This window comes from Streptomyces sp. NPDC041784 (genome assembly GCF_055591025.1).
The window spans coordinates 40,122-63,974 of record NZ_JBVJAB010000015.1; the positions used below are offsets into that span (position 1 = coordinate 40,122).

Here is a 23,853-nt window from a genome sequence, read left to right on the forward strand (position 1 = left end):
TGTCAGTTCACGGGGCTGGTAGCCGGGTTGGACATCAAGTCGAGTGCGATGTCCACGATCATGTCCTCCTGGCCTCCGACCAGGCCGCGCCGGCCGACTTCCAGCAGGAGGGTGCGGGCGTCGACGCCGTAGCGCTCGGCGGCGATCTCCGCGTGGCGCAGGAAGGAGGAGTAGACGCCGCCGTAGCCGAGGGTGAGCGTCTCGCGGTCGACCTGTACGGGGCGGTCGCGCAGGGGACGGACCAGGTCGTCGGCGGCGTCCTGGAGGTCGAACAGGTCGCAGCCGTGCTTCCAGCCCTGGATGTTCGCCACGGCGATGAACGCCTCGATGGGGCAGTTTCCGGCACCCGCTCCTTGTCCGGCCAGGGAGGCGTCGACGCGGGTGACGCCCTCCTCGACGGCGACGACACTGTTGGCGACCGACAGGGAGAGGTTCTCGTGCGCGTGGATGCCGATCTGAGTGCTCTCGTCGAGTACGTCGCGGTAGGCGCGGACCCGTTCGCGTACGCCGTCCAAGGTGAGGCGGCCGCCGGAGTCGGTGACGTAGACGCACTGGGCGCCGTAGGACTCCATGAGCTTTGCCTGCGCGGCAAGTTGGGGCGCCTCGGCCATGTGGCTCATCATCAGGAAGCCCGAGACGTCCATGCCCAGCTCGCGCGCCTTGGCGATGTGCTGGGCCGAGATGTCGGCCTCGGTGCAGTGGGTGGCGATGCGCACCGAGCGGACGCCGAGGGCGTAGGCGCGCTCCAGTTCGGCGATGGTGCCGATGCCGGGGAGAAGGAGCGTGGTGAGAACGGCGTTGTTGATCGCGTCCGCCGCGGCCTCGATCCATTCCCAGTCGGTGTGGCTGCCGGGGCCGTAGTTGAGGGAGCCGCCGGCGAGGCCGTCGCCGTGGGCGACCTCGATGGCGTCGACGCCGGCTGCGTCGAGGGCGGCCGCGATGCGGCCCACGTCGGCAGGATCGATGCGGTGCCGGATGGCGTGCATGCCGTCCCGCAGGGTCACGTCCTGGATGTAGAGCTGGTGAGTCATCGGCTGGCCTCCGCGGTGACGGTGGTGCTGTGCCGGGCGATCGACTCGGCGGTGCGCAGGGCGGCCGAGGTCATGATGTCGAGGTTTCCGGCGTAGGCGGGCAGGTAGTGGGCGGCGCCCTCGACTTCGAGGAACACCGAGACACGGGTGGTCACCGGGCCCGCGCCCTCGGGGAGCAGGGTGTGCACGGGCTCGCCTTCCACGATCGGGGTGAACTGCACCTCCTGCTTGAGGCGGTAGCCCGGCACGTACTGCGCGACCCGCGCCGCCATGTCCTTGACTGAGGCCCGGATGGCGTCGTGGTCCGCGTCCCCGATGAGGCAGAGGACGGTGTCTCGCATGATCAGCGGGGGTTCGGCGGGGTTGAGGACGATGATCGCCTTGCCGCGGGCCGCTCCGCCGACGTTCTCGATGGCGTGGGAGGTGGTCTCGGTGAACTCGTCGATGTTGGCGCGCGTGCCCGGCCCCGCCGACTTGGAGGCGATGGAGGCGACGATCTCCGCATAGTGGACGTCGGTCACCGCGGAGATGGCCGCGACCATGGGGATGGTGGCCTGGCCGCCGCAGGTGACCATGTTGAGGTTGTCCGCGCCGGCCTCCAGGTGCTCGTCGAGGTTGACGGGCGGGACGACGAACGGGCCGATCGCGGCGGGGGTGAGGTCGATGAGCCGCTTTCCGAAGGGGGCGAGCCGGTGGGCGTTGGCCAGGTGGGCCTTGGCCGAGGTCGCGTCGAAGACGATCTCGATGTCGTCGAAGTGCGGCATGGCGATCAGGCCCTCGACGCCCTCGTGGGTCGTCGGGACCTTCAGTCGGGCGGCGCGGGCGAGGCCGTCGGACTCCGGGTCGATGCCCACCATGGCGGCCACTTCGAGGGTGTCCGACAGGCGGAGGATCTTGATCATCAGGTCGGTGCCGATGTTGCCCGACCCGATGATGGCGACCTTGGTCTTTGACGTCTTGGGGGAAGTCATGCGTCCCTCTTCTCGGAGAATGCGGCGGTGACCTCGCCGAGCGAGCTGATCTCGGCGCGGATCCGGGTGCCGGGCGGGGCCGGGACCATCGGGCCCAGCGCGCCGGAGAGGACGACCTGTCCGGCCCGCAACGGGTCACCCAGGTCACGGGCCGTCCGGGCGAGCCAGGCCAGCGCGTGCAGGGGGTCGCCGAGGCAGGCGGCGCCGTTGCCCTCGGAGACGAGGACGTCGTCGGCGTACAGCCGCATCACGGTCTCGCGGGGCTCGAACTCGTCCAGCGTGAGGCGGCGTTCCGCCAGCACGAACAGTCCGCTGGAGGCGTTGTCGGCGACCGTGTCGGTGAGGGAGATGTCCCAGTCGGCGATACGGCTGTCGACGATCTCCAGCGCGGCGACCGCGTAGTCGACCGCAGCCCGCACCTGCGCCGGGTCCAGGTCGCCGTCGGCCAGGTCCTCCTTGAGGACGAAGGCGATCTCCGCCTCGGCCTTGGGCTGCAGCAGCCTGCCGGAGGGGACCTCGGCCTCGGATGAGACGTCCATGTCGGCGAAGAGCACCCCGAAGTCAGGCTGGTCGACGCCGAGTTGGCGCTGGACGGCCGGGGAGGTCAGGCCGATCTTGCGGCCGACGACGACCGCACCGCTGTCCACTCTGCTGCGGGTGAGTTCCTGCTGTACGGCGTACGCGGCGTCGACGTCCTGGGTACCGAGCAGATCGCGTACCGGGGCCACGGGCCGTCCCTCGGCGAAGGCGGCGGCGAGCCGGGCGGCCGCCAGCTCGACGGGTGTGAGTGCCATGCCGGTCACCGCCCTTCCGCCGTGGTCACAGCGAATCCGGCGATCCAGGCGGGGATGGCCTCGTAGAAGCGAGACGTCATCTCGTACTTGCCGGTGGCCGCGAGGGAGGCGTACGCCGCGATCCAGGTGCGGACCTCATGGGCGGAGCCGCCGCCCTGTGCGGCCATGTCGTCGACGGTCCAGGAGTCGAACTCCGCGAGGTCGCCGCGCTCCAGGTGGTCGAGGAGGAGGTTGTCCCAGGCGGGGTTGATCGGGATCATCTTCGACGACCCGGCGGCGTAGTCGCGGCCGGCCTGGACGACCCGCTCCTCGCCCTTCGCACGCTGCTCCGGGGTGGGCGGGTTTCCCTCGATGAGCGCGTCGGCGACCCGGGGCGGTGCGCCCTCGAGCACCGGCACCGGCGGGTCGTGGGACAGACCACCGGAGGCGACGAACAGCACCCGCTTGTCCAGGGCGGCCGCGGCCTCACCGACCGCGGTGCCGAGAGCGCGGATACGGCTGACCGGGCCGAGCGGGGTCGCCACGCCATTGACGAAGACGGGCACCACCGGCACGCGGTCGATACCGCCGAAGAGCACCTCCAGGGGCTGCGCGAAGCCGTGGTCCACGGTCATCCGGGCCGAGACAGTGAGATCGACGCCGCGGTCGAGCACCCCCTTGGCCAGAGTCCTGGCGGCGTCGGTGTCGACCGACAGCGGCCCGCCCTGGGAACCGAAGTCGCCCACCGCGTGGGCCTCGGTGGCCAGGCAGAACGGGGGCATCTCCTTGTAGAAGAAGCCGTTGTAGTGGTCGGGCGCGTAGAGGACGACGAGCTCCGGGTCGAAGCGGCGGACGAAGGCCCTGGCGCTCTCGACGGCCTCGTCGACGCGGGCCAGAACCTCGGGCTCGGGGTCGTTCCTGCCGATCAGGGGCGAGTGCGAGAGCCCGACGACAGCTGCGGTCATGGGAGAGGGTCCTTAACTCTGGGGGGCCGACGGGTGGATGACGAGCTTCCCGGTCAGACCGCCGTCGATCATGAGCTGGAAGCCCTTGTGGATGTCCGTGAGGGGCAGGGTGCGGTCGATCACGGGGCGGACTCCGGTGGCCTCCATCAGCCGGAGCAGCGCGACGAGCTCGCCACGGGTGCAGCCGGTGGAGCCGAGGACTCGTCCCTGGAGGTAGAAGATGCGGGCCAGGTCCGCGGGCGGGTTGGCGCCGCTCGTCGCTCCCGCGATCACGACCGTGCCGCCGCGCCGCAGCGACTTCAGCGAATGGGACCAGGTCGCCTCGCCGACCGTCTCGATCACTACGTCCACCCGCTCGGGCAGCCGTGCACCGGGGGCCATCGCGGCGCGCACCCCCCAGGTGAGGGCCTCGGCACGCTTGGCCTCGCTGCGGCTGGTGGCGTAGACGACGGCCCCGGCGGCCACCGCGAGCCGGATGGCGGCGGAGGCGACCCCGCCGCCCGCACCCTGTACGAGCACCCGGTCGCCGGCGGTGATCCGGGCCTGGGTGAAGAGCATGCGGTAGGCGGTGCCCCAGGCGACCGGCAGGCAGGCCGCCTCGTCGAAGGACAGCCACGCGGGCTTCGGCACCAGGTTGCGGGTGGGGACGGTCAGGTACTCGGCGAAGGCCCCGTCGTGCTGTTCGGACAGCAGCGCACGGTTCGGGTCGAGCGTCTCGTCGCCCCGGCCCGCGTCCGGGTCGCCGAGCACCGGATGCACGATGACCTCGTTGCCGTCCTCGTCGTGTCCGGCCGCGTCGCAGCCGAGCACGATGGGAAGGCGCTCCGGGGGATGGCCCACGCCACGCAGCGTCCACAGGTCGTGCATGTTCAGGGAAGAGGCCACGACCCGTACCCGGGACCAGCCGGGCTTCGGGTGAGGTACCGGTACGTCGCGCAGCACCAGCCCGGACAGCGGGTCGGCAGCGCTCTGGGAGATGGCGGTTGCTGCAAGCACGCAGCCACGTTCACCCGCACCCGGAGGCAGGACCTAGCCCGTGTGCCACGGTGCAGCACACGTCCGGGCTCCTGCCGGACGGCGGCCCGTGCCCGGCCCCCTGCACTCCCCTCGGACGCCTGGCACGCCGACCAGCGGGCGGCGTGGCCGCTCGGCTTGAAACCTGCCAGCCCCAGGGGGATCGTGAACATGGTCAGCAAGTCCGGCAACAAGGCCACTCAGGGCACGACCACAGGCCACCAAGGACACGACAATGACGTCCGACGAGCCGCCCGGCCGACTCCCTCCGGCGTCGACAGGGTCCTTCCTCGGCACGGCTGCGGCCATCGCGGTCACGGACCCGGACGGCCGGGTGACCCATTGGAGCAGCGGCGCCCAGACGCTGTGGGGCTATGCCCCCGAGGAGGTCATCGGCAAGCCTCTGGCCGATCTGTTCACCGCTGACTGGGCAGTGCTGAGGCACCGGGACGGCAGGCTGTCGGATGCTCAGGTGCGCCTCTATCCGCTGCCGTCCGACAAGCGGCCGACCGGGTGCCTGGTGATGGTCGTACCCGGGACGGACTCCCCGGACGAGTGCTCACTCAAGCGATGGATGTTCCAGGAGCAGCCCCTCGCCCTTTCGATCTTTGACCGCGAGGGACGCATACTGTTCGGCAACGAGGCCACGGAGCAGGTGACGGGCCTCTCCGAGCACGACGTCCGCGGCCGGTTCCTGGCCGAGATCCTTCAGGGCCCCGCATACGAGGAAGTCGAGCAGCGGATCCGCCGGGTTGTTCAGACCGGGAAGCCCGAATTCAGCGAGCTCTTCGTGAGGCTTCCGGGCGAGCCGAGGGCGCACCCATGGGCTCTCGACATTTTCCCGCTCACGGACGAAGCCGGCCAGGTGCATGGGGCGGGTCTGTCGGCGTACGACTACTCCCAGCAGTACGAGTCCCGGGAGCGGCTGGCCCTCGTGAGTGAGGCCCGGACCCGCATCGGCGCCAGCCTGGACGTGGTGGGCACCGCACGCGAGCTCACCGAGGTCGCCGTACCCCGCTTCGCCGACCTCGTCAGCGTGGACCTGCTCGACCCCGTCTTCCAGGGCGATGTGCCCCCACCTGTCCTGTCCGGTCCCGTCCCGCTGCGCCGGGCGGCATACAGGGTGGCGTCCGCGACGTCCGGAGAGCATCCGGCCCCGGACGAGATCAGCAACCATGTTGCTACTTCGCCGATCGCCCGGTGTCTGGCCAGCGGCCGGGCGGCACGGCACCACGTCAACGACTCCCAGGTCGTCCGCTGGTTCGCCGACGACCCTGTCCAGGCGGCGCAGGCCCGCGCGCGCGGAGTGCATTCGCTGATCGCCGTACCCATCCGCGCCCGTGGCACCACCCTCGGAGCAGCCATGTTCGTCAGATGCTCACCTCGCGAGCCGTTCGGCCCTGACGATCTGGCCGTCACCGAGGACCTGGTCGCGCGGGCCGCGGTCTGCCTGGACAACGCCCGCCGGTTCACCCGCGAACGCGGCATCTCGCTGGCGCTGCAACGCAACCTGCTGCCGCACGGCCCGACCACGGTTCCTGCCGTGGAGACGGCTTCCCGCTATCTCCCTGCGGGCGGCGGCACGCAGGCGGGCGGCGATTGGTACGACGTGATCCCGCTGCCCGGCGCCCGCGTCGGCCTGGTCGTCGGCGATGTCGTCGGCCACGGCATCAACGCCTCAGCCACCATGGGCCGCCTGCGTACGGCGGTGCGCACCCTCGCCGACATCGACCTCCCGCCCGATGAGCTCCTCACCCACCTCGACGACATCGTCACCCACACCGAGGACGACACCGTCGCCACAGGTGAGATCCCCGGCGCCATCGGAGCCAGTTGCCTGTACGCGGTCTACGACCCCCTCTCCGGCATCTGCTCCCTTGCCCGGGCCGGCCACCCCCCGCCGATCCTGGTACACCCGGACGGCACCAGCACGGTCCTCGACCTGCCCGCCGGCCCGCCTCTGGGGCTGGGCAGCCTGCCCTTCGAGGCGGCCGAGGTCACCGTGCCCGAAGGAAGTCTGCTCGCCCTGTTCACCGACGGCCTCCTCTCGGCCGGCGATCGCGACATCGACGAGGGACTCGACGCCCTACGCCACACTCTGGCCCGGCCCGCGTCCTCGCTTGCAGCGCTGTGCGACACCGTCCTGGGCACCCTGAGCCCCGAAGCACGCACCGACGACATCGCCCTGCTCCTGGTCCGCACCCGTCTCTTCGACGAGGACCGCGTCGCCTCCTGGGACGTTCCCGTCGATCCCGCGGTCGTCGCCGAGACCCGCCGCCGCGCCTGCGACCGGTTGGTCGCATGGGGCCTGGAGGAAACCGCGTTCGTCACGGAACTGGTCATCAGCGAGCTGGTGACGAACGCCATCCGGTACGCCAGCGGCCCGATCCGCCTCAGACTGATCAAGGACGAGGCACTGATCTGCGAAGTCTCCGACAGCAGCAACACCAGTCCGCACCTTCGCCGGGCCCGGGTGTTCGACGAGGGCGGCCGCGGCCTGTTCATGGTCGCCGAGCTCACCCGAAGGTGGGGTACGCGCTACACACGCACCGGCAAGACCATCTGGGCCGAGCTTGCTCCTCTCCACCACTCCACGCGGTGAGGCGGTGGTCAGTGGGGCATGTCGTCCAGGGCGGTGGACATGTCGGCGAGGTCCGGCGGTTCGGCGGCGAACAGGACCACGCTGGCGTCGGGCAGGTCGGCCTCGGTGACCCGGAGGAGTCCGCCCGCCTCAAGGGCGGTCTGGGTGACGGTGTCGCTCTCGTCCGGTGCGGCGACGATGCGGCGGCAGCGGGGGTCGGCGAGGAAGAGTGCGGGGACGAGGGCGCACAGCAGTTTCGCGGCAAGCGCCCGGCCCGACGGCCCGTGGTCGGGGAGGACCAGGCCCAGGGCAAGGTCGTGGGTGCCGTACGGATAGCAGCTGTGCAGCGGGTGGTGCGCGACACGGTGGACGCGCAGGAGCAGCGTCGGACCGCCCTGGGCCTCGGTGACGGCATACGTGCGCGCCGTCTGCGGGGTCACCGTGGCGGGCTCGTCGAGCGGGCGCAGCGTCCAGTCGGTACCCAGAACGGGTTCGGGCGGTGCCGGTACGACGGCGGTGTGGATGCTCATGGCCGGCTCACGGTGTCTCGGCGGGCCGCTGGGTCTCGACCCAGCTCCGCAGTTCGGACTTGACCAGCTTGCCGCTGGCGTTGCGGGGCAGCTGTTCGGCGATCAGCACCTGGGTGGGCAGCTTGTAGCGGGCCAGGTGCCCGCCGGTGAAGGCGCGCACCTCCTCCAGTGTGGGCGTGGTCCCGGGCTCGCAGGTCAGCACGGCGAGCACGGTCTCGCCCCACTTCGGATGCGGGACGCCGATGACGGCCGCCTCCAGGACACCCGGGTACGCGGCGAGAACGCGCTCGACCTCGGCCGGGTACACGTTCTCCCCGCCGCTGATGATCATGTCCTTGAGGCGGTCGACGATGTAGTAGAAGCCGTCCTTGTCCCGATGCGCGATGTCGCCGCTGTGGAACCAGCCCGCGTCGTCGAAGGCGGCACGGGTGGCCTCGTCGTTGTTCCAGTAGCCGGGCGTGACGTTCGGGCCGCGCACGCAGATCTCCCCGCGCGTGTCCGCGTCCTGCACGCCCGCCCCGGTGACCGGGTCGACGATGCGGATCTCCGTGTACGGCATGGGTGCGCCGGCCGATCCGGCCTTCTCCGCCGTGAGCCCCGCCGGGAGGTAGCAGGCGAAGGGCGCGGTCTCGGTCAGCCCCCACGCCTGCTGGAGCAGGATGCCACGTTCTTCGTAGTTCCTGATCAGCTGGGACGGGACGGGGGCGCCCGCGACGATCGCGGATCGCAGGGCGGAGAGGTCGGCCGCGGCGAAGCCGGGCACGCGGGTCAGGGCGCTGTACATCGCGGGGACCGCGAACAGGGTCGTCACGCGGTGCTGGACGAGGTCCTCCAGGCACTGGACGGGGTCGAAGGCGCGGCGCACCACGACGGTGCCGCCGCGCACGAGGGTGCGCAGGGTGAGGGCGTTGAGGCCGCCGATGTGGAAGAGCGGGGCGACGGCGAGGTTCACGTCGTCCGGGCGGGTGTCCACGACACCTTCGACGTTGACCGCGTTCCACCAGAGGTTGCCGTGGGTGAGCATGACACCCTTGGGTCGGCCGGTCGTGCCGGACGTGTACATGAGCGCCGCCAGGTCGTCGTCGTACAGCGCCACCGGCTCCGTGCCACGTCGGTCGGCTCCGAGCAGTTCCGAGAGCGGTGTCCAGACGGCGGCGGGCGCCGTCGCCGCGGGGCACCGCGGATCTGTGTCGACCAGCACGTGGATGCGGGCGGGTATGTCGCTCATCACCGACTCGACGAGTGCGCGATGGCCCTCCTCGACGACCAGGGTGTGCGCACCGCTGTCGCTGAGGATGTGGCGCACCTCCTCGGCCGCGAGCCGGAAGTTGACCGGCACGAAGACCGCCCCGAGGTGTGCCGCGGCCAGCAGCGTCTCGAAGAACGTCACGCTGTTGAGGCCGAGGTAGGCGACCCGGTCGCCGCGCCGCAGTCCACGTTCGGCCAGCCCGACGGCCAACTCGGCCGTCCTGCGGCTGAGTTGGGCGGCAGAGATCTCATGGCCCTCGTAGACGAGTGCGCAGGCGGTGGGGTACTGGGCTCTGCGGTGCAGTGCCGCGGCGGGGCTGATGTCGACGGCGGCCATGCGGCGGCTCCTTCGATGGCTGTCGTGCGGAAGTGAGAAGGGGAGACGGTTCAGAGGCCGGCGCCACCGGCCGGGGAACGGAATCCGCGGACGGCGATGCCGCCGTCGGCGGGGATCACGGCGCCGGTGACGGTGCCGCTGTTGGCGCGGGAGGCGAGCAGGACGTACGGGCCGGTGAAGTCCTCCGGCTCGACGCTGGAGTCGTACAGCGGGATGAGCGGTTGCTGTTCCTGTCCGGACGCCTCGTTCTTGGCGAAGGAGGCTTCGAGCGTGCGGTTCTGCAGGCCCAGGCTCTGCGGGCCGCGCAGCTTGGTGCGCATGCCGCCGACGGCGACGCCGTTGACGCGGACGCGCGGCGCCAGCTCGTAGGCGAACTGCCGGAGCAGGCCGAGGCAGGCGTGCTTGCTGGCGGTGTACAGGGGGCCGCCACCGTCGGTGTGGAAGGAGGCGTTGGACAGGGTCATCACGATGCTGCCGCGCGTGGCGACGAGTTCCCGCCAGGCCGCCTCGACGGCGAGGACGTAGCCCTTGACGTTGATGCCGAAGACCTCGTCGAACGCCTCGGACAGCTCCTTGCCGTCGAGCTTGGTGACGCTGCGGTGGTAGTCCCAGATCCCGGCGTTGGGGACGAGGATGTCCAGCTTGCCGAACCTCTCGACGGTCGCGTCCACCGCCCGGTGCAGATCGTCCGGGGAGCGTACGTCGCCGGTGAGGGGCAGCACCCGGTCGGAGCGGTCGCCCGCCGCGGCGACGACCTCCTCCAACTGCGCGGCCCCACGGCCGAGGACGGCGACGCTCGCGCCTTCGGCGAGGTAGCGCAGGGCGACGGCGCGACCGATGCCGGAGCCCCCGCCGGTGATCAGGGCGACCTCGCCCTCCAGCCATCCCATGATTCAGTGCTCCCCGAGGAAGTCGGTGACCAGGCGCTCGAACTCGGCCTGCCGCTCCAGCTGGACCCAGTGGCCGCAGCCGCCGAAGACGTGCAGCTGGACGTCGCGGATCTGCTTGAGCATGAGCTGGGCGCCGTCGAGAGTGATGGTGCGGTCGTCGCGGCCCCACAGCAGGAGGGTGGGCGCCTTGATCTTGTGAACGCGCTGCCACAGCGGGTCCATGCCGTGCCGCTTGGCGAAAGCGGCGTTGTAGGCGTGGTAGAAGGCGATGTGGGACTCGTCGAGGGACGCCTCGTAGCGGGCCTGCGCGGTGTCCGTCCAGCGCTTGGGCTCGGCGGTCATCACCCCGATGAAGTCCCGCATCTTCTTCAGGGTCGGGCCCTCGCCGTTGTAGTAGCGGAACATCGCCTTCTGGCCCTCGGTCGGGGTGGGTCCGAACGGCAGCCAGCCGCCGCCCGGCGCCATCAGCACCAGCTTCTCCACACGCTCGGGGACGGCGAGCGCGGTGGCGATGGCGGCCGCTCCACCGAGGCTGTTGCCGAGCAGGTGGAAGCGGTCGATGCCGAGGGCGTCCAGAGTCTGCAGCAGGGCGTCGACGGTGATCTCGGTGATGCTGCGGGCGTCGAGGTCGGCTTCGGTGGGGCGGTAACTGCCGCCGAAGCCGGGCTGGTCGGGCAGGATCACGCGGAAGTGCTCGGTGAGCGCGGGGAGGTTCTGGCGGTAGTTGGCCACCGCGCTCGCGCCGGGGCCGCCGCCGTGCAGCATCACCAGCACCGGGCCCTCGCCCGCCTCGCTGACCGCGACGGTGCCGAGCGTGGTCTGCACGGTGTGCTCGACGAGCTTCACCTCTGTGGTCTGTTCAGTGGTCACGAGCGGGCTCCGGTTCACAAGGGCTTACAGGAAGGTGCTGAGGTTCTTGGCGAGCAGGACGTTCTGGTCGATCAGGATGGTGCGGCGCGCGATCAGCAGCCGTCCGTCGTCCGGGTCGCGGCGCAGCTGGTCGGTGCGGCCGCCGGCGTAGATGTCGACCTCACGTTCCAGGCGGTTGCGGTAGCAGAGGAATGACGACTCGGCGACGTACTCGCCGGGCTCGTCGGCCGGCCAGACCAGGATGTTGGTGATCAGATGCCGGGTCCGCGACGGCGGGTCCTCGGCCCAGGCCATGCCCGAGTCGAACCGGCGGATGCGCCAGGCCAGGCTCGGCTTGGTCTCGTCGAAGATGGCGACCTCGCCGGGCGAGCCGTCGGCCAGGGCCTGCTGGCGCCGCAGGCGGTTGGTGCGTACCGGCGCCCAGTAGTGCAGGTCGTCGGTGAACAGCTCCAGCCAGTCGGCGTAGCGGTGCTGGTCGAGCAGCTGTGCCTCGACGGCGTACAAGCGCTGTACCTCGAAGTGGAGCCGCATGTCCTCGTCGACGGCGGGTGCGGTCGTCCGGGGGGTCTCCGGGGGGTGGATGCTCATCGGGGGTCCTCCTGCGGGCCGCGCCGGGTGGTGCCATTCCAGCGCGGAGGGGGCGGTTCGGGGAGCGCGTGTGCCACCAGGCGGCACGTGGCGGTTCAGCGCTTCAGCAGCGTGCGCAGATCCGCGCTCTCGTCGGACAGGGCGGCCGCGTCGACAGCGACACCGCGATCGACGATCCGCCGGGCGGCCTTGATGTCGCGTGGCCGGTCGATGGCGGCCGCGGCCACCAGCCGGTCGCCCAGCAGCCCGAAGACGGTGAAGGCGCCGTCGCCCGGAGCCCCGCGCAGCACGGTGCGCTCGGCGTCCGCCATGGTGCCGACCGCCTCCAGCCGGGAGCCGTGCCGGTCGGACCAGAACCAGGAAGCGCCGAAGGACGGCAGGGGGCGGCCGAGGATGCCGTGGGCGGCGGCCTCGCCGTCGCGCTGGGCGGCCTCCCAGTGCTCATGACGGACCTTGTGCCCTTCGGGGCGGGCGACGTCGCCGACGGCGAGGACATTGGGGTGGGAGGTGCGCTGACCCGGGTGGACGACCACACCGTTGTCGACGTTCAGCCCCGCGGCCTCGGCCAGTTCCGTGGCCGGACGCATGCCGATGCCGACCACCACGGTGTCGGCGAGCACGGGTGCCCCGTAGCCGGTGAGATGCAGCAGGACTCCAAGGTTGCCTGGACGGCGCTCGATGCATTCGACGCCGGCGGTCAGGACGCCGATGCCTTCGGCGGAGTGCCTCCGATGCAGTGCGTTCGCGATGTCGTCCCCGACCGCTGCGGTCAGTGGCACCGGTAGCGGGTCGATGAGGGTGACGCGGCAGCCCAGGGCGTGGGCGACGGCCGCGGTCTCCGCGCCGATCAGCCCGGCACCGATCACCGCCACCCGGGCGCCGGGTAGCAGCCGCTCCCGCAGCCGTTCGGCGTCCTCCCAGGTGCGCAGCAGGTGTACGGCCGGGTCGTCACCGCCCGGCACCGGCAGGGGGCGCGCGGTGCCGCCGGTGGCCAGCACGATCCGGTCGGCTGCGGCAAGCTCGCCGTCGGCCAGCTCAAGTCCGCCCTCGTGCGGGCGGATCGCCCGGACCGGGGCGCCGTCGCGGAGTTCGATGCCCTGCTCGTCGTACCACTGCTCGGGCCGCAGCAGGATGTTCTCGCGGCGGGACTTGCCGAGCAGGACGTCCTTGCTGAGTGGCGGGCGGTCGTAGGGCAGGCCGCGCTCGGCGGAGAACAGCACGAGCTCGCCGTCGTAGCCCTGGGCGCGCAGCGCGTCGCAGGTCGAGACGGCGGCCAGGCCCGCGCCGACGACGGCGACACGCCGTGGCGCGCTCATGCGTCGGCCTCCTCGCCGGGGTGCAGCCAGACCTCATCCTGGCGCACCTCGACCCGGTGGGTGCGCTGGGCGAGGGTGGCGGGCATGCACTGCGGTTCGCCGGACTTGAGGCAGAAGCGGGCGCTGTGCAGCGGGCACTCGACCTCGCCGTCCTCGATCCAGCCGTCGGCGAGCGATGCCTGGCCGTGGGTGCAGGTGTCGTCGAGGGCGTAGTAGGCGCCGCCCTCGTGGAAGACGGCGATGGCGTCGGTGTGGCCGGTGGTCTCGGCGGGCACCTTCAGCGCCTCGCCCTCCTCGATGTCGCCGACGGCGGCGACCCGGATGCCGGTGCCGGTGGTGCTCATGGGGTGTCCTCGGGGTTCTTCGCGGCGTTCTTCTCGTGCCAGGCGGGCGTGTTCATCAGGTCGCGCCAGCGGGCGTAGAAGCCGCGGGCGGCGCCGTCGCTGTAGAGGCGGCCGGTGGTGCCGGGGTGGACGCCGTCCTCGGACTGAAGCCCCAGTCCCATCTGGTAGTTGAGCGTCATGGAGCCGGCCACGAAGCCGTGCGCGGTGGCCTGCACCTCGCTCCAGTTCTCGCCGTCGTCCTGCTCGAAGATGCCGCTCGGCCCGAACGTGCGCAGGTTGTAGATGCGTTGGGCGTCCTTGACCTCGTCCGGCATCGATTTGTCGACGATGGTCCAGGCCCAGACCTCCATCTTGTCCGGGCCCTTGGGGTGCCACACGCGGATGGAGCCGTTGACGGGCAGGTAGGAGAAGTTCGGGAAGACGGTGCCGTGCCCGGTGGTCATCGGCCCCTCGACCCGGGCGTCACCGAGCCGTTCGCGCAGCGCCTCGTAGTCGGTCCACTCGTGTACGACACGGTCGTCGAAACGGCTCTTGGGGTGGGTCGGAAAGCCGTGCCCGTGCCCCAGCGAGTCGGTGTACTGCCGGCCCGGCGTCTGCACGATCTCCGTCTTGGGGCCCTTGCCGGTGGGCGACATGACCATCAGCGCGGAGGCGTGCGAGATGTTGACGTGGTACCAGTCGGAGGCGAACTGCTCGGCGGCGAGCTTCCAGTTGCCCTCCAGCACCCACTTGTGCACCCCGCCGACGGCCTCGGTGCCCTCCGGGTCGTGGTCGAGCATCGCGTCCAGGTACCAGGCCAGTCCGCCGAGCGCGTCCACCAGGGGCGGGGCCTCGGGGTTCCAGGTCGCGAAGACGAGTCCCTTGTACGTGTCGAGTTGCGCGACCTCGATCAGTCCCCACTGGTCCTGCTCGAAGTGGGCGGGGTAGTCCCCTCCGTTGGGGACGTTGATCAGCTTCCCGGAGGTGTCGTAGGACCAGCCGTGGTAGCTGCACGTGAACGCCTTGGTCGCCCCCGCGTCGGCGCGGCACACCCGCATGCCGCGGTGGCGGCAGGCGTTGAGGAAGGCACGCAGTTTCCGGTCCTTGCCCATGGTGACGATGACCGGGTCCTCGCCCATGTAGCTGGAGAAGAAGTCACCGGGCTTCGTGAACTGGCTCTCGTGCGCGAGGAACAGCCAGCTCGGCGCGAAGATCCGGCGCAGCTCCTGCCGGTAGACGGCCTGGTCGCTGAAGATCGTGCGGTCGACCAGACCGCGGTCGAGGTCGAAGTAAGGGCTGACGTCGACGGTCGGCTCGGGTACGCGAGCCAGGCGGTCCTCCCCCACCCTTCGGGCGGAAGGTGCCCCCAGCCGGGCGGGCGTGGTTGTCATCGCTGGGCCTCCTCGGGCCGGATCGGGCGCGCGCTGCGCCGCCCTCGTGGGCTGGTGGTTCGGCGTGCGTTCATGTGCACACCCGATGAGTCGGAGCGCTTCGGTTCACGCGGTGGCATGGCGGCTCACCCGCTTCCTTGCTGGTGGTTCATCGGACGGTGACGGTCAGTCCGGGCAGGCGGCCGGTGCCGGACCGCACGGCGAGCCGAGAGCCCGGTGTCAGTGGGACGCCGGCGTGCACAGACCCGGTGAAGCAGCAGCTCGCCCGGGTGGAGAGCGCTGCCGTGCGCGTGGAGCGTCCGGGCCGGCCGGCCACGGCCCGAAGCGGATCGCCGAGAACTTCGGCCCCCAGGCCAAACGCGACGCGCGCCGAGGAGGCGTTGTCGGCAACGGTGTCGGCCTGGGAAACGCGGCAGTCGGCGATGCGGCTGTCGATGATCTCCACGGCCAGCGCCACCTGGGTGACGGCCGCCCGGACCTCCGCGCCCGTCACGCGGGGTCCGGACAGCCGCCGGCCGAGGACCAGACCGACCTCTGCCTCGGCTCGCGGGGTGATGAGCTCCCGCGTGTCGATGGTGCCGCCGTCCGGGATCACCATCGACTGGAACAGGGTCCCGAAGCTCGCTTCGGGCAGGCCGAGTTGCTCGCGCATCGGCAAGGACGTGAGGCCCACCTTGCGTCCGGCGAGGTGCTCACCCGCCGCGAGACGGATCCGTACGTTGGCCTCCTGCACGGCGTAGGCGCCGGCCAGGTCCAGGTCCTCGTACTCCTCGGTGAGTGGTGCGACGGGAATCCTCCCCCAGCCTTCGGCCGGGAGGTGCCCCCAGGCCTCGGCACGCCGCAGCAACGCCGCCAGCTCCTCGACGAGCTGTGCGTCGGGGGAAGCCGGGGCGGCGAGGACGGCGGTCGTGGCCACTGTGGCGTGTCGCTGCATGGCCACAGCAGACGCTGCTCCCGGCCGCCGTGCCCAGCCACCGTGCCGAGATACGGCACGGGGTGACGATCGGATCCGTCACGCAGGGGCAAGCGGGGTCCCCGGTGTTTTACAACGACGAAACGATCTATTAAGCTGGACGTGCGTCCATTTTAATGGCCACCCTGGATCCCCATCGGAGCCCGCCATGCCACTCCCCTCCTCGCCTTCCGCGCAGCCCTCAGCCACGGCGACCGGCGAGCCCGACCAGCAGACCGCGGTCGACAAGGCGCTCTTCCTCCTGAAGTCCCTCGCCGAAATGGACGGGGAAATCGGCGTGAGCGAGCTGGCCCGGCGGACACGGCTGACCAAGTCGACCACCTTCCGACTGCTGGGCATCCTCCACCGCAACGACCTCGTGGAACGTGTCGGCAGCAACTACCGGCTGGGATCCCAGCTCTTCGACATCGGCGTACGGGTCTACGGCCCCAATCCCCCGCTCCTGCAGGAATGCCTGATGCCGCATCTGGCGGACCTGTACGAGATGACCCACGAGACCGTGCACCTGGCCGTACTGCACGACACCGACATCGTGTACGTCAACAAGATCCAGGGCCACCGAGCGACCCGCTCCCCCTCCCGGATCGGCGCCCGCCTGCCCGCCTACTGCACCGGCGTCGGCAAGGCCCTCCTCGCCTTCGACCACGACGCCATCGACGCCGCGATCGCCGGCGGACTCGCGGCACGCACTGAGTACACCTGCACCGATCCCGACGGTTTCCGGTCCGAGCTGCGCCGCATCCGCCGGGAGGGCGTCGCCTACGACCGCCAGGAAGCTGTTCCCGGCCTCACCTGCGTCGCCGTACCGATCATGGGTTCGGCCGGGCGACCCGTGGCCGCCTTCTCCGTCGCGAGCGCCGACCGCCGCTTCGAGCCCGCCCGGTTCGCGCCGGCTCTGCGACGCGTGGCCTACGAAGCGGCACGCGCGGTCAACGCGGCCACAGCAAGCCGGCAGGCGGCCCCCTCGAGGCTCGACAATCTGTCTGCGGCTTGACCCTCGCACGAGAGCCGACAGGCCACCCACCTGGGCGGCGACCCCGGTGTGCGCGGCACCGAGGTCGCCTCACGGACGGGCCGGGCCCAGCGGAGTGGCCTGATCCCGACCTTGTTCACCGCTGTCCTTGCCAGGAGTGGTCAGCGGTGAGGTCGCCCCCGACGTCCACCGGCGGCTGACGCCAGCATTCCGGGTCGGCGCCCACCGCGGCGAGAACACGTGCCAAAAGACGGCACAGCGCATCCGGATCAGCGCCGGACGCCGCCGTGCGTCCGCGCCACGCTGACACCGCCAGTGCCGGGCTGCACGCGAGGCACGCTCACCACGATGTGCACCAGGCTTTCGCCGTCCAGCGACTCGTAGACGTGCGGACGGTCGCCCGGATAACGCACGAAGTCCCCGGCCGACAGCTCCACCGGCTCCCCGGCGGGGCCCACGCGGACACGGCCGCTGATCACGTACAGGTGCTCCAGGGTGCCCACCGGGTGCGGCTCGGACGGCTTGACCACGCCGTGCGGGTCCTGGGCGATGCGCACCACGTAGTTCTCGATGACACCAGAGCCGTACACGTGGTCCAGCGACCGGGACTCGTATCCGCGGTGCTGCTCCCAGACGACCTCGTCGGCCCGCTGCACGGTCATCACCTGCTCCCGCTCGGCCACCAGCCGGGTGACCGGGACACCGAGCGCAGCAGCTATGGCGAACAGGGTGTCCACCGTGGGGTTGCCGGTGCCCTGCTCCAGATTCGACAGTGTCTGCTTGGCCAGCCCGGCCTGCCGGGCCAACTCGGCCAGAGACAGACCCCGCTGCTCTCTGAGAAAGCGCACGTTGCGCGCCACTACGGCGTTTCCTGTGGACACACGGCCACTTTAAGCGGTCCCAGCAGGGGGCACGCCGGGCATCCCAGCTGTGCAGCGACCACATCGGGGATCGAGACGGCGGCCTCACCGCGCAGTCGGAGCGAGCGTGGAAAAGCAGAGTCTCAACGGCTCGGATGCCGATGCTCCACCGTTCACCTGCTCGTGGCGGAAGCCGAGTTCGTGCATGAAGCGCAGAGCGATCGCCGCGAAGGCCTCGTTGATCTCCACCAGGTCGATGTCCGAAGGCTCCAGCCCGGCCTTGGCGAGGGCCTTGCGGGCGGCCGGGGCCGGGCCGGTCAGCATGATGGTCGGATCGGAGCCGGAGACCGCGGCCGAGACGATCCTGGCCCGCGGGTGCAGCCCGTACCGTTCGCCGACCTCGCGGTTGCCGATGGCGACCAGGGCGGCGCCGTCGACGATGCCGGAGGAGTTGCCCGCGTGGTGGACGTGGTCGATCTTCTCCACCCAGTGGTACTTCTGCAGGGCCAGGGCATCAAAGCCGCCGGCCTCGCCGATCCGGGCAAAGGACGGCTTGAGGGCGGCCAGAGTCTCCACGGTCGTCCCGGGGCGGATGAACTCGTCGCGGTCCAGCACCACGAGCCCGCTGCGGTCCTTGACCGGGACCACGGAACGGTCGAAGAGGCCGTCGGCCTTGGCCTTGGCGGCACGGTTCTGGGACTCGGCGGCGAAGGCGTCCACTTCCGTGCGGGAAAAGCCCCCGATGGTGGCGATGAGGTCGGCGGCGACGCCCTGCGGCACGATCCGGGCCTCGTAGGCGGTCAGCGGGTCCATGAGCCAGGCGCCGCCGTCGGAGCCCATCGGGACCCGGGACATCGACTCCACCCCGCCGGCCAGGATCAGGTCCTCCCAGCCCGAACGGACCTTTGCCGCCGCCAGATTGACGGCCTCCAAGCCGGAGGCACAGAAGCGGTTCTCCTGCACGCCCGCGACGGTGTCGGGAAGGCCGGCCGCGAGGGCGGCGGTCCGGGCGATGTCGCCGCCCTGGTCGCCGAGCGGGCTGACCACACCGAGCACAATGTCGTCGATCGCGGACGGGTCCAGACCGGGGAAGCGGGCTTGGAGCTCGTGGATCAGCCCGACGACCAGGTCGATGGGCTTGGTCCCGTGCAGGGAGCCGTTGCGCTTGCCTCGGCCGCGTGGAGTGCGGATGGCGTCGTAGACGTACGCCTCGGTGGTCACAGTGTGTGCCCTTCGCATGTCATGGGCGAAGTACATGGACGGGTCATGGCAGTGACCGGCCAGGCAAGTCCGGCAGCGGGCACCGTCCAAGGAGGCGTGCAGGGCGGCGCTCTCGGTCGCCGGCGCCCACCACCGCTTCGAGCCGTCCCGATACGCCCCGGCCCTGCGCCGCGTGGCCTTCGAGGCGGCAAGCGCCCTCACCGCAGCGAAGGGACGCCAAGCGGCAGCGCCGTACGACGTGAGCAGGCCGCCGGCGGCCTGAGCGGACCGCCGGTGCCCCCGGCATGCGCGGCACCGAGGTCACCGGGGAAGCGGATCGGACACGCCGACCCGGCCGATCCGCCTGCCATGCCGTCGCGGACTGTCCGGCCCCACCCGTTTGTGGAGGGATCCCGGTCTCCGACACGACCATCCCTGGTCTGGACGCGGAGAACGGTGGCCGGCCAGGCGTGCGCGCAAGAGCACCACGGTATTAGCCCGGACGCTCACGCCTGGCGGCCCCGGACCGCCCTGACGAGCGGCCAACGCCAGATTCCGCCCTGTCCCGGGGGTGGGCCAATCGGTTGTGCCGAGATGCGGCACACCAGGTGCGGCGAAGCTCAGCGTCTTTCGTTCCCGTGGGTCCGCGCCAGGTTCGTACCGCCGGTGCCAGGCTGGACGCGCGGCACACTCACCACGATGTGCACCAGGCTCTCGTCCGCCAGTGACTCGTACACGTGGGGCCGGTCGCCCGGATAGCGCGCGAAATCCCCCTCGGCAAGCTCCAGCGGGCTGTCGACAGGCCCCACGCGTACCTTGCCGCTGATGACGTAGAGGTGTTCCAGCGTGCCCACCGGGTGCGGTTCGGACGGCATGTCCGCACCGTCGCTGTGCCGGCCGATGCGCACCACGTAGTTCTCGATGACACCTGAGCCGTAGATGTGGTCGAGCGACCGTGACTCGTACCTTCCGTGCTGCTCCCAGACAACGTCGTCGCCCCGCTGCACGGTGATGACCTGTTCCCGCTCGGCGACCAGCCGGGTCACCGGCACGCCGAGGGCCGTGGCGATGGAGAACAGGGTGTCGACCGTGGGGTTGCCCGTGCCCTGCTCCAGATTCGACAGTGTCTGCTTGGCCAGCCCCGCCCGGCGGGCCAGCTCGGCCAGGGACAGGCCGCGCTGCTCCCTGAGAAGGCGCACATTGCGCGCGACAACGCTGTTTCCTTGTGACACACAGCCACTCTACGAGCTCCGGTCGGCGTCCTCCGCGCCGCCCGCCATTCGGAGATGGGCCAGCAACGCCGCCCCGACGGCCTGTGGCTCTTCCACGGCGAGATGACCCGTATGCACCGTCACCGACTTCGCCCCGGAAATCCCCTCGGCGAGTTCCCTGGCATGTGGCAGGGGTGTGGCGGTGTCCTGGGAGCCACCGAGCACGAGCGTGGGGGCGGTGATCCTTCTCAGGTCGCGCCGAACGTCGTAGGCGGCAAGGGCGTCGCAGCAGGCGGCGTAGCCGATCGGATCGGCGGTGGCGAGGTCCTGCAGGAACGTCTTCCCGAGGGAGGTCGCGGCTGTGCCGGGATCGGCGAACCAGCGGCCGGGCATGGCCTCGAGCAGGGCGCCGGTCCCCTCGCGTCGTACGAGATCGGCGCGCTCCTGCCAGAACTGCGGCGGGCCGAAGTACGCCGAGGAACAGACCAGCGCCAGCGAGGCGATGTGGTCCGGCTGATGCAGTGCGAGGTGCACCCCCACACCGCCGCCGAGCGAGATGCCGGCGTAGTGGAACCGGTCCCGGCCGTGGTGGGCGACGAGGTCCAGGACCATGTGGGCAAGGTCGCCGACTGTCGTACGGCCGGGATTGTGATCCCGGACGAGATCGCTCGGCGAGCCGCCGTGCCCTGGAAGGTCGTAGCACAGCACGCGGTGGCTCTCGGCAAGCACCGCCACATGGGGTTCCCATACGGTCGTCGACGTGCCGAGCGAGGGTCCCAGGACGAGCAGCGGCGCGTCGACGGGACCGAGCACCCGGTGATGCAGCAGAGGGCGATGCTTCACTGCGGCTCCTGTGGAGGTTCTCAGCGTTCGAGGAGGAGGGCGAGGCCCTGGCCTACGCCGATGCAGAGGGTTGCGATGCCGGTGCCACTGCCCCGGCGGGCGAGCTGGTGAGCGACCGTGCCGGCGAGGCGGGCGCCAGAGGCGCCGAGGGGGTGGCCGAGGGCGATGGCGCCGCCCTGGGGGTTGAGGACCGCCGGGTCGAACTCGGGCCATTCGGCGAGGCAGCCGAGGACCTGGGCGGCGTAGGCTTCGTTGAGTTCCAGGACGTCGAGGTCGGCGAGGGTCTTGCCGGCCTTGGTCAGGGCGCGGTTGACGGCCTCGACTGGGGCAAGTCCGAAGTAGTGCGGGTCAATTGCCGATGTGCCGCTGGCGCTCACGCGGGCGAGCGGCTCGCGACCGGTGGCTTTCAGGCCCTCCTCGTCGACCAGCAGTAGGGCTGCCGCGCCGTCATTGAGGGGTGAGGCGTTGCCCGCGGTGATCGTGCCTCCCCCAGCCTCCGGCCGGGGGGACCCCCATCTCGCTTCGCTCGCGGCGCGGAAGGACGGCTTGAGCTTGGCCATCGCCTCCAGCGAGGCGCCCGGCCGGACGCCCTCGTCGCGGTCGAAGGAGACCGGGTCGCCCTTGCGTTGCGGGATGGTGACGGGGACGATCTCGGCGTCGAACAGGCCCTGTCGCTGAGCTGGGGCGGCCTTGCGGTGGCTGTGCAGGGCGAACTCGTCCTGCTGCTCTCGGCTGATCTTGTGCTTGTCGGCGATGAGCTCGGCGGACTCGCCCAGAGGGATGGTCCACTGCGGGTCCATCCTCGGGTTGACCATGCGCCAGCCGAGGGTGGTGGAGTACAGCTCGGCGTGCCCGGCCGGGAAGGGCCGGTCGGACTTGGGCAGCACGTAGGGCGCGCGGGTCATGGACTCCACCCCGCCCACCACGATGACGCTCGCGTCTCCGAGCGCGATCGCCCGGTAGCCCTGGATGACGGCTTCGAGGCCGGAGGCGCACAGCCGGTTGACGGTCACCCCCGGCACGGAAGTGGGCAGTCCGGCGAGCAGGGCGGCCATGCGGGCGACATTGCGGTTCTCCTCGCCGGCGCCGTTGGCGTTGCCGAAATACACGTCACCTATGACGGCCGGGTCCAACTCGGGGGTTTGGCCCAGGAGTTGTCGGATGACGTGGGCGGCCAGGTCGTCGGGGCGGACGGCGGCGAGGGCGCCGTTGCAGCGGCCGATCGGGGTGCGCACCGCGTCCACGATGTAGACGGTCTTCATGTCAGGCGAGGCCCTCCGGGACGATCAGCTTGGCATCGGTCCGGGCGGTGATCTCCTCGACGGAGATGCGCGGCGCGGTTTCGACGAGGACCAGTCCGTCGTCGGTGACGTCGAGGACGCCGAGGTCGGTGATGATCCGGTTCACGCACGCCCTGCCGGTGAGCGGCAGGGCGCACTCGGTGAGGATCTTCGGGCTGCCGTCCTTGGCGGTGTGGGTCATCACCACGATCACTTGTCGGGCGCCGTGGACCAGGTCCATCGCCCCGCCGATCCCGGTCACCAGCTTTCCCGGAATGGCCCAGTTGGCCAGGTCACCGCGCTCGGAGACCTGCATCGCGCCCAGCACGGCGACGTCGATGTGCCCGCCGCGGATCATGGCGAAGGAGAGCGCCGAGTCGAAGAAGGAGGCGCCGGGCAGGACGGTGACCGTCTCCTTGCCGGCGTTGATCAGGTCCGGGTCGACCTGGTCCTCGGTGGGGTAGGGGCCGGTGCCCAGGATGCCGTTCTCCGACTCCAGCACCACCTCCACGTCATCGGGCAGGTAGTTGGGGATCAGTGTGGGCAGTCCGATGCCGAGGTTGACGTACTGCCCGTCCTTCAGGTCGCGGGCGGCGCGAGCGGCCATCTGTTCGCGAGTCCAGGCCATCTAGGGGCTCACCGTCCGCTGCTCGATCTTCTTGTCCTCCGCCTGCTGAGGGGTGAGCGCGACGATGCGCTGCACGAAGATGCCCGGCAGATGCACTGCATCGGGGTCGATCGCGCCGGGTTCGACCAGTTCCTCCACCTCGGCGATGGTGATGCGCCCGGCCATCGCCGCCAGCGGGTTGAAGTTGCGGGAGGACTTGTTGAACACCAGGTTTCCGTGCCGGTCTCCGCGGGCCGCGCGCACCAGGGCGTAGTCGGTGCGGATGCCGCGCTCCAGGACGTACTCCACGCCGTCGAACTCCCGCACCTCCTTCGGCGGCGAGGCCAGCGCGACGCCGCCGGAACCGTCGTAGCGCCAGGGCAGCCCACCCTCGGCGACCTGCGTGCCCACCCCGGCCGGGGTGTAGAAGGCGGGGATCCCGGCGCCCCCGGCACGCAGCCGCTCGGCCAGCGTGCCCTGGGGGATCAGTTCCACCTCCAGCTCCCCGGCCAGGTACTGGCGGGCGAACTCCTTGTTGGCGCCGATGTAGGAGCCGGTCACCCGGGCGATCCGGCCCGCGGCCAGCAGGACCGCGAGACCGGATTCCAGGGCGCCGCAGTTGTTCGACACCACGCTCAGCCCGCCGACCCCGCGCTCGTACAACGCCTGGATGAGCACGTTCGGCACACCGCTGAGCCCGAACCCGCCCACCGCCAGCGAGGCACCCTCCGGTAGGTCGGCCACCGCCTCGTGGGCGGTGGCCACCGTCTTGTCCATCAGGCCACTTCCACGCCGGCCGCGAGGTCGGACGGGTGCTGGGCCAACGGGATGACCTCGACGCTCATGTAGGGGAAGAGCGGCAGGTTCCACAGGATCCGGTGCAGCGCCTCGTTGTCGGCGACGTCGAAGACGCTGATGTTGGCGTACTGGCCGACGCACCGCCAGATGTGCACCCACTCACCGGTCTTCTGCAGTTCCTGGCAGTAGACCTTCTCCCGGGCCACCAGGTCCGCGCGTACCTCGGGGTCGAGGTCCCGCGGAATCTCCACGTCCATGCGCACCGCGAACAGCATCGCGT

23 protein-coding genes and 1 pseudogene are annotated in these 23,853 nt (G+C 70.8%); 2 read left to right on the forward strand and 22 right to left on the reverse strand.

Annotation, left to right across the window (positions count from 1 at the left end):
* Positions 1–2: 2 nt before the first annotated feature.
* From dmpG to ACZ6D7_RS29160, 5 genes are read right to left on the reverse strand one after another with little or no spacing between them, the layout of a single operon-like run.
* On the reverse strand, positions 3–1,031 hold the full coding sequence (gene dmpG, locus ACZ6D7_RS29140) for a 4-hydroxy-2-oxovalerate aldolase (protein WP_469496938.1): 1,029 nt from the start codon (positions 1,029–1,031) through the stop codon (positions 3–5).
* Positions 1,028–2,002: an acetaldehyde dehydrogenase (acetylating) gene (locus ACZ6D7_RS29145; RefSeq protein WP_469496940.1), complete on the reverse strand. Its 975-nt coding sequence runs from the start codon at positions 2,000–2,002 to the stop codon at positions 1,028–1,030. Before ACZ6D7_RS29145 ends, dmpG begins: the two co-directional genes overlap by 4 nt.
* The gene (locus ACZ6D7_RS29150) at positions 1,999–2,796 is read right to left on the reverse strand and encodes a 2-keto-4-pentenoate hydratase (RefSeq protein ID WP_469496942.1); all 798 of its coding nucleotides are present in this window, start codon (positions 2,794–2,796) and stop codon (positions 1,999–2,001) included. Before ACZ6D7_RS29150 ends, ACZ6D7_RS29145 begins: the two co-directional genes overlap by 4 nt.
* Positions 2,797–2,801: 5 nt before the next feature.
* Positions 2,802–3,740, reverse strand: a complete 939-nt coding sequence (locus ACZ6D7_RS29155; protein ID WP_469496945.1) for a 3-carboxyethylcatechol 2,3-dioxygenase — start codon at positions 3,738–3,740, stop codon at positions 2,802–2,804.
* A gap of 12 nt (positions 3,741–3,752) precedes the next feature.
* Positions 3,753–4,736, reverse strand: coding sequence for a zinc-binding dehydrogenase (locus ACZ6D7_RS29160; RefSeq protein WP_469496947.1), 984 nt, complete (start codon positions 4,734–4,736; stop codon positions 3,753–3,755).
* 253 nt (positions 4,737–4,989) lie between these two features.
* On the opposite strand from ACZ6D7_RS29160, the gene ACZ6D7_RS29165 reads away from it, so the two are divergent.
* The gene (locus ACZ6D7_RS29165) at positions 4,990–7,356 is read left to right on the forward strand and encodes a SpoIIE family protein phosphatase (protein WP_469496950.1); all 2,367 of its coding nucleotides are present in this window, start codon (positions 4,990–4,992) and stop codon (positions 7,354–7,356) included.
* Positions 7,357–7,364: 8 nt separating this feature from the next.
* Here the strand turns inward: ACZ6D7_RS29165 and ACZ6D7_RS29170 are convergent, their stop codons facing one another.
* From ACZ6D7_RS29170 to ACZ6D7_RS29210, 9 genes are all read right to left on the reverse strand, one after another.
* Positions 7,365–7,865, reverse strand: a complete 501-nt coding sequence (locus ACZ6D7_RS29170) for a GNAT family N-acetyltransferase (RefSeq protein ID WP_469496952.1) — start codon at positions 7,863–7,865, stop codon at positions 7,365–7,367.
* A 7-nt stretch (positions 7,866–7,872) separates the two neighbouring features.
* Complete coding sequence (locus ACZ6D7_RS29175) at positions 7,873–9,450, reverse strand: acyl-CoA synthetase (RefSeq protein WP_469496954.1); 1,578 nt, start codon at positions 9,448–9,450, stop codon at positions 7,873–7,875.
* Between the two features lie 50 nt (positions 9,451–9,500).
* Positions 9,501–10,340: a 3-(cis-5,6-dihydroxycyclohexa-1,3-dien-1-yl)propanoate dehydrogenase gene (hcaB, locus tag ACZ6D7_RS29180; protein WP_469496956.1), complete on the reverse strand. Its 840-nt coding sequence runs from the start codon at positions 10,338–10,340 to the stop codon at positions 9,501–9,503.
* Between the two features lie 3 nt (positions 10,341–10,343).
* Positions 10,344–11,210 (reverse strand): alpha/beta fold hydrolase, encoded by an 867-nt coding sequence (locus ACZ6D7_RS29185; RefSeq protein WP_469496959.1) that lies wholly within the window; start codon positions 11,208–11,210, stop codon positions 10,344–10,346.
* A 24-nt stretch (positions 11,211–11,234) separates the two neighbouring features.
* On the reverse strand, positions 11,235–11,798 hold the full coding sequence (locus tag ACZ6D7_RS29190; RefSeq protein WP_469496961.1) for a 3-phenylpropionate/cinnamic acid dioxygenase subunit beta: 564 nt from the start codon (positions 11,796–11,798) through the stop codon (positions 11,235–11,237).
* 95 nt (positions 11,799–11,893) lie between these two features.
* Complete coding sequence (locus ACZ6D7_RS29195) at positions 11,894–13,114, reverse strand: NAD(P)/FAD-dependent oxidoreductase (protein WP_469496964.1); 1,221 nt, start codon at positions 13,112–13,114, stop codon at positions 11,894–11,896.
* A complete protein-coding gene (locus ACZ6D7_RS29200) occupies positions 13,111–13,458 on the reverse strand; it encodes a bifunctional 3-phenylpropionate/cinnamic acid dioxygenase ferredoxin subunit (RefSeq protein ID WP_469496967.1) in 348 nt (115 codons plus the stop codon). The genes ACZ6D7_RS29195 and ACZ6D7_RS29200 overlap by 4 nt, the downstream gene beginning before the upstream one ends.
* Entirely contained in the window at positions 13,455–14,828 is a 1,374-nt protein-coding gene (locus ACZ6D7_RS29205) for an aromatic ring-hydroxylating dioxygenase subunit alpha (RefSeq protein ID WP_469496969.1), read from the reverse strand. Before ACZ6D7_RS29205 ends, ACZ6D7_RS29200 begins: the two co-directional genes overlap by 4 nt.
* 148 nt (positions 14,829–14,976) lie before the next feature.
* Positions 14,977–15,762, reverse strand: coding sequence for a 2-keto-4-pentenoate hydratase (locus ACZ6D7_RS29210; protein ID WP_469496972.1), 786 nt, complete (start codon positions 15,760–15,762; stop codon positions 14,977–14,979).
* A 187-nt stretch (positions 15,763–15,949) separates the two neighbouring features.
* Between ACZ6D7_RS29210 and ACZ6D7_RS29215 the strand changes: the two genes are divergently transcribed.
* Positions 15,950–16,795: an IclR family transcriptional regulator gene (locus tag ACZ6D7_RS29215; RefSeq protein ID WP_469496975.1), complete on the forward strand. Its 846-nt coding sequence runs from the start codon at positions 15,950–15,952 to the stop codon at positions 16,793–16,795.
* Positions 16,796–17,043: 248 nt separating this feature from the next.
* Here the strand turns inward: ACZ6D7_RS29215 and ACZ6D7_RS29220 are convergent, their stop codons facing one another.
* From ACZ6D7_RS29220 to catC, 8 genes and pseudogenes are all read right to left on the reverse strand, one after another.
* Entirely contained in the window at positions 17,044–17,655 is a 612-nt protein-coding gene (locus ACZ6D7_RS29220; RefSeq protein WP_469496977.1) for a helix-turn-helix domain-containing protein, read from the reverse strand.
* A 135-nt stretch (positions 17,656–17,790) separates the two neighbouring features.
* A pseudogene (locus ACZ6D7_RS29225) lies at positions 17,791–18,855 on the reverse strand (acetyl-CoA C-acetyltransferase); the annotation flags it as partial.
* Positions 18,856–19,454: 599 nt separating this feature from the next.
* The gene (locus tag ACZ6D7_RS29230) at positions 19,455–20,066 is read right to left on the reverse strand and encodes a helix-turn-helix domain-containing protein (RefSeq protein WP_469496981.1); all 612 of its coding nucleotides are present in this window, start codon (positions 20,064–20,066) and stop codon (positions 19,455–19,457) included.
* 9 nt (positions 20,067–20,075) lie between these two features.
* Positions 20,076–20,888 (reverse strand): alpha/beta fold hydrolase, encoded by an 813-nt coding sequence (locus ACZ6D7_RS29235; RefSeq protein WP_469496982.1) that lies wholly within the window; start codon positions 20,886–20,888, stop codon positions 20,076–20,078.
* Between the two features lie 20 nt (positions 20,889–20,908).
* Positions 20,909–22,150, reverse strand: a complete 1,242-nt coding sequence (locus ACZ6D7_RS29240) for a thiolase family protein (protein ID WP_469496983.1) — start codon at positions 22,148–22,150, stop codon at positions 20,909–20,911.
* A 1-nt stretch (position 22,151) separates the two neighbouring features.
* Entirely contained in the window at positions 22,152–22,796 is a 645-nt protein-coding gene (locus ACZ6D7_RS29245) for a CoA transferase subunit B (RefSeq protein ID WP_358978319.1), read from the reverse strand.
* Positions 22,797–23,552, reverse strand: a complete 756-nt coding sequence (locus ACZ6D7_RS29250; RefSeq protein ID WP_469496985.1) for a CoA transferase subunit A — start codon at positions 23,550–23,552, stop codon at positions 22,797–22,799.
* The gene (gene catC / locus ACZ6D7_RS29255; RefSeq protein ID WP_469496987.1) at positions 23,552–23,848 is read right to left on the reverse strand and encodes a muconolactone Delta-isomerase; all 297 of its coding nucleotides are present in this window, start codon (positions 23,846–23,848) and stop codon (positions 23,552–23,554) included. Before catC ends, ACZ6D7_RS29250 begins: the two co-directional genes overlap by 1 nt.
* Positions 23,849–23,853: the final 5 nt, after the last annotated feature.

Excerpts from the sequence above, each read along its gene's own strand:
- catC (WP_469496987.1), bottom strand. The coding sequence starts at position 23,848 with ATGCTGTTCGCGGTGCGCATGGACGTGGAGATTCCGCGGGACCTCGAC.
- ACZ6D7_RS29210 (WP_469496972.1), bottom strand. The coding sequence starts at position 15,762 with ATGCAGCGACACGCCACAGTGGCCACGACCGCCGTCCTCGCCGCCCCG.
- dmpG (WP_469496938.1), bottom strand. The coding sequence starts at position 1,031 with ATGACTCACCAGCTCTACATCCAGGACGTGACCCTGCGGGACGGCATG.
- ACZ6D7_RS29250 (WP_469496985.1), bottom strand. The coding sequence starts at position 23,552 with ATGGACAAGACGGTGGCCACCGCCCACGAGGCGGTGGCCGACCTACCG.
- ACZ6D7_RS29170 (WP_469496952.1), bottom strand. The coding sequence starts at position 7,865 with ATGAGCATCCACACCGCCGTCGTACCGGCACCGCCCGAACCCGTTCTG.
- ACZ6D7_RS29150 (WP_469496942.1), bottom strand. The coding sequence starts at position 2,796 with ATGGCACTCACACCCGTCGAGCTGGCGGCCGCCCGGCTCGCCGCCGCC.
- ACZ6D7_RS29165 (WP_469496950.1), top strand. The coding sequence starts at position 4,990 with ATGACGTCCGACGAGCCGCCCGGCCGACTCCCTCCGGCGTCGACAGGG.
- ACZ6D7_RS29245 (WP_358978319.1), bottom strand. The coding sequence starts at position 22,796 with ATGGCCTGGACTCGCGAACAGATGGCCGCTCGCGCCGCCCGCGACCTG.
- ACZ6D7_RS29205 (WP_469496969.1), bottom strand. The coding sequence starts at position 14,828 with ATGACAACCACGCCCGCCCGGCTGGGGGCACCTTCCGCCCGAAGGGTG.
- ACZ6D7_RS29175 (WP_469496954.1), bottom strand. The coding sequence starts at position 9,450 with ATGGCCGCCGTCGACATCAGCCCCGCCGCGGCACTGCACCGCAGAGCC.
- ACZ6D7_RS29240 (WP_469496983.1), bottom strand. The coding sequence starts at position 22,150 with ATGAAGACCGTCTACATCGTGGACGCGGTGCGCACCCCGATCGGCCGC.
- ACZ6D7_RS29145 (WP_469496940.1), bottom strand. The coding sequence starts at position 2,002 with ATGACTTCCCCCAAGACGTCAAAGACCAAGGTCGCCATCATCGGGTCG.
- ACZ6D7_RS29155 (WP_469496945.1), bottom strand. The coding sequence starts at position 3,740 with ATGACCGCAGCTGTCGTCGGGCTCTCGCACTCGCCCCTGATCGGCAGG.
- hcaB (WP_469496956.1), bottom strand. The coding sequence starts at position 10,340 with ATGGGATGGCTGGAGGGCGAGGTCGCCCTGATCACCGGCGGGGGCTCC.
- ACZ6D7_RS29215 (WP_469496975.1), top strand. The coding sequence starts at position 15,950 with ATGCCACTCCCCTCCTCGCCTTCCGCGCAGCCCTCAGCCACGGCGACC.
- ACZ6D7_RS29195 (WP_469496964.1), bottom strand. The coding sequence starts at position 13,114 with ATGAGCGCGCCACGGCGTGTCGCCGTCGTCGGCGCGGGCCTGGCCGCC.
- ACZ6D7_RS29200 (WP_469496967.1), bottom strand. The coding sequence starts at position 13,458 with ATGAGCACCACCGGCACCGGCATCCGGGTCGCCGCCGTCGGCGACATC.
- ACZ6D7_RS29190 (WP_469496961.1), bottom strand. The coding sequence starts at position 11,798 with ATGAGCATCCACCCCCCGGAGACCCCCCGGACGACCGCACCCGCCGTC.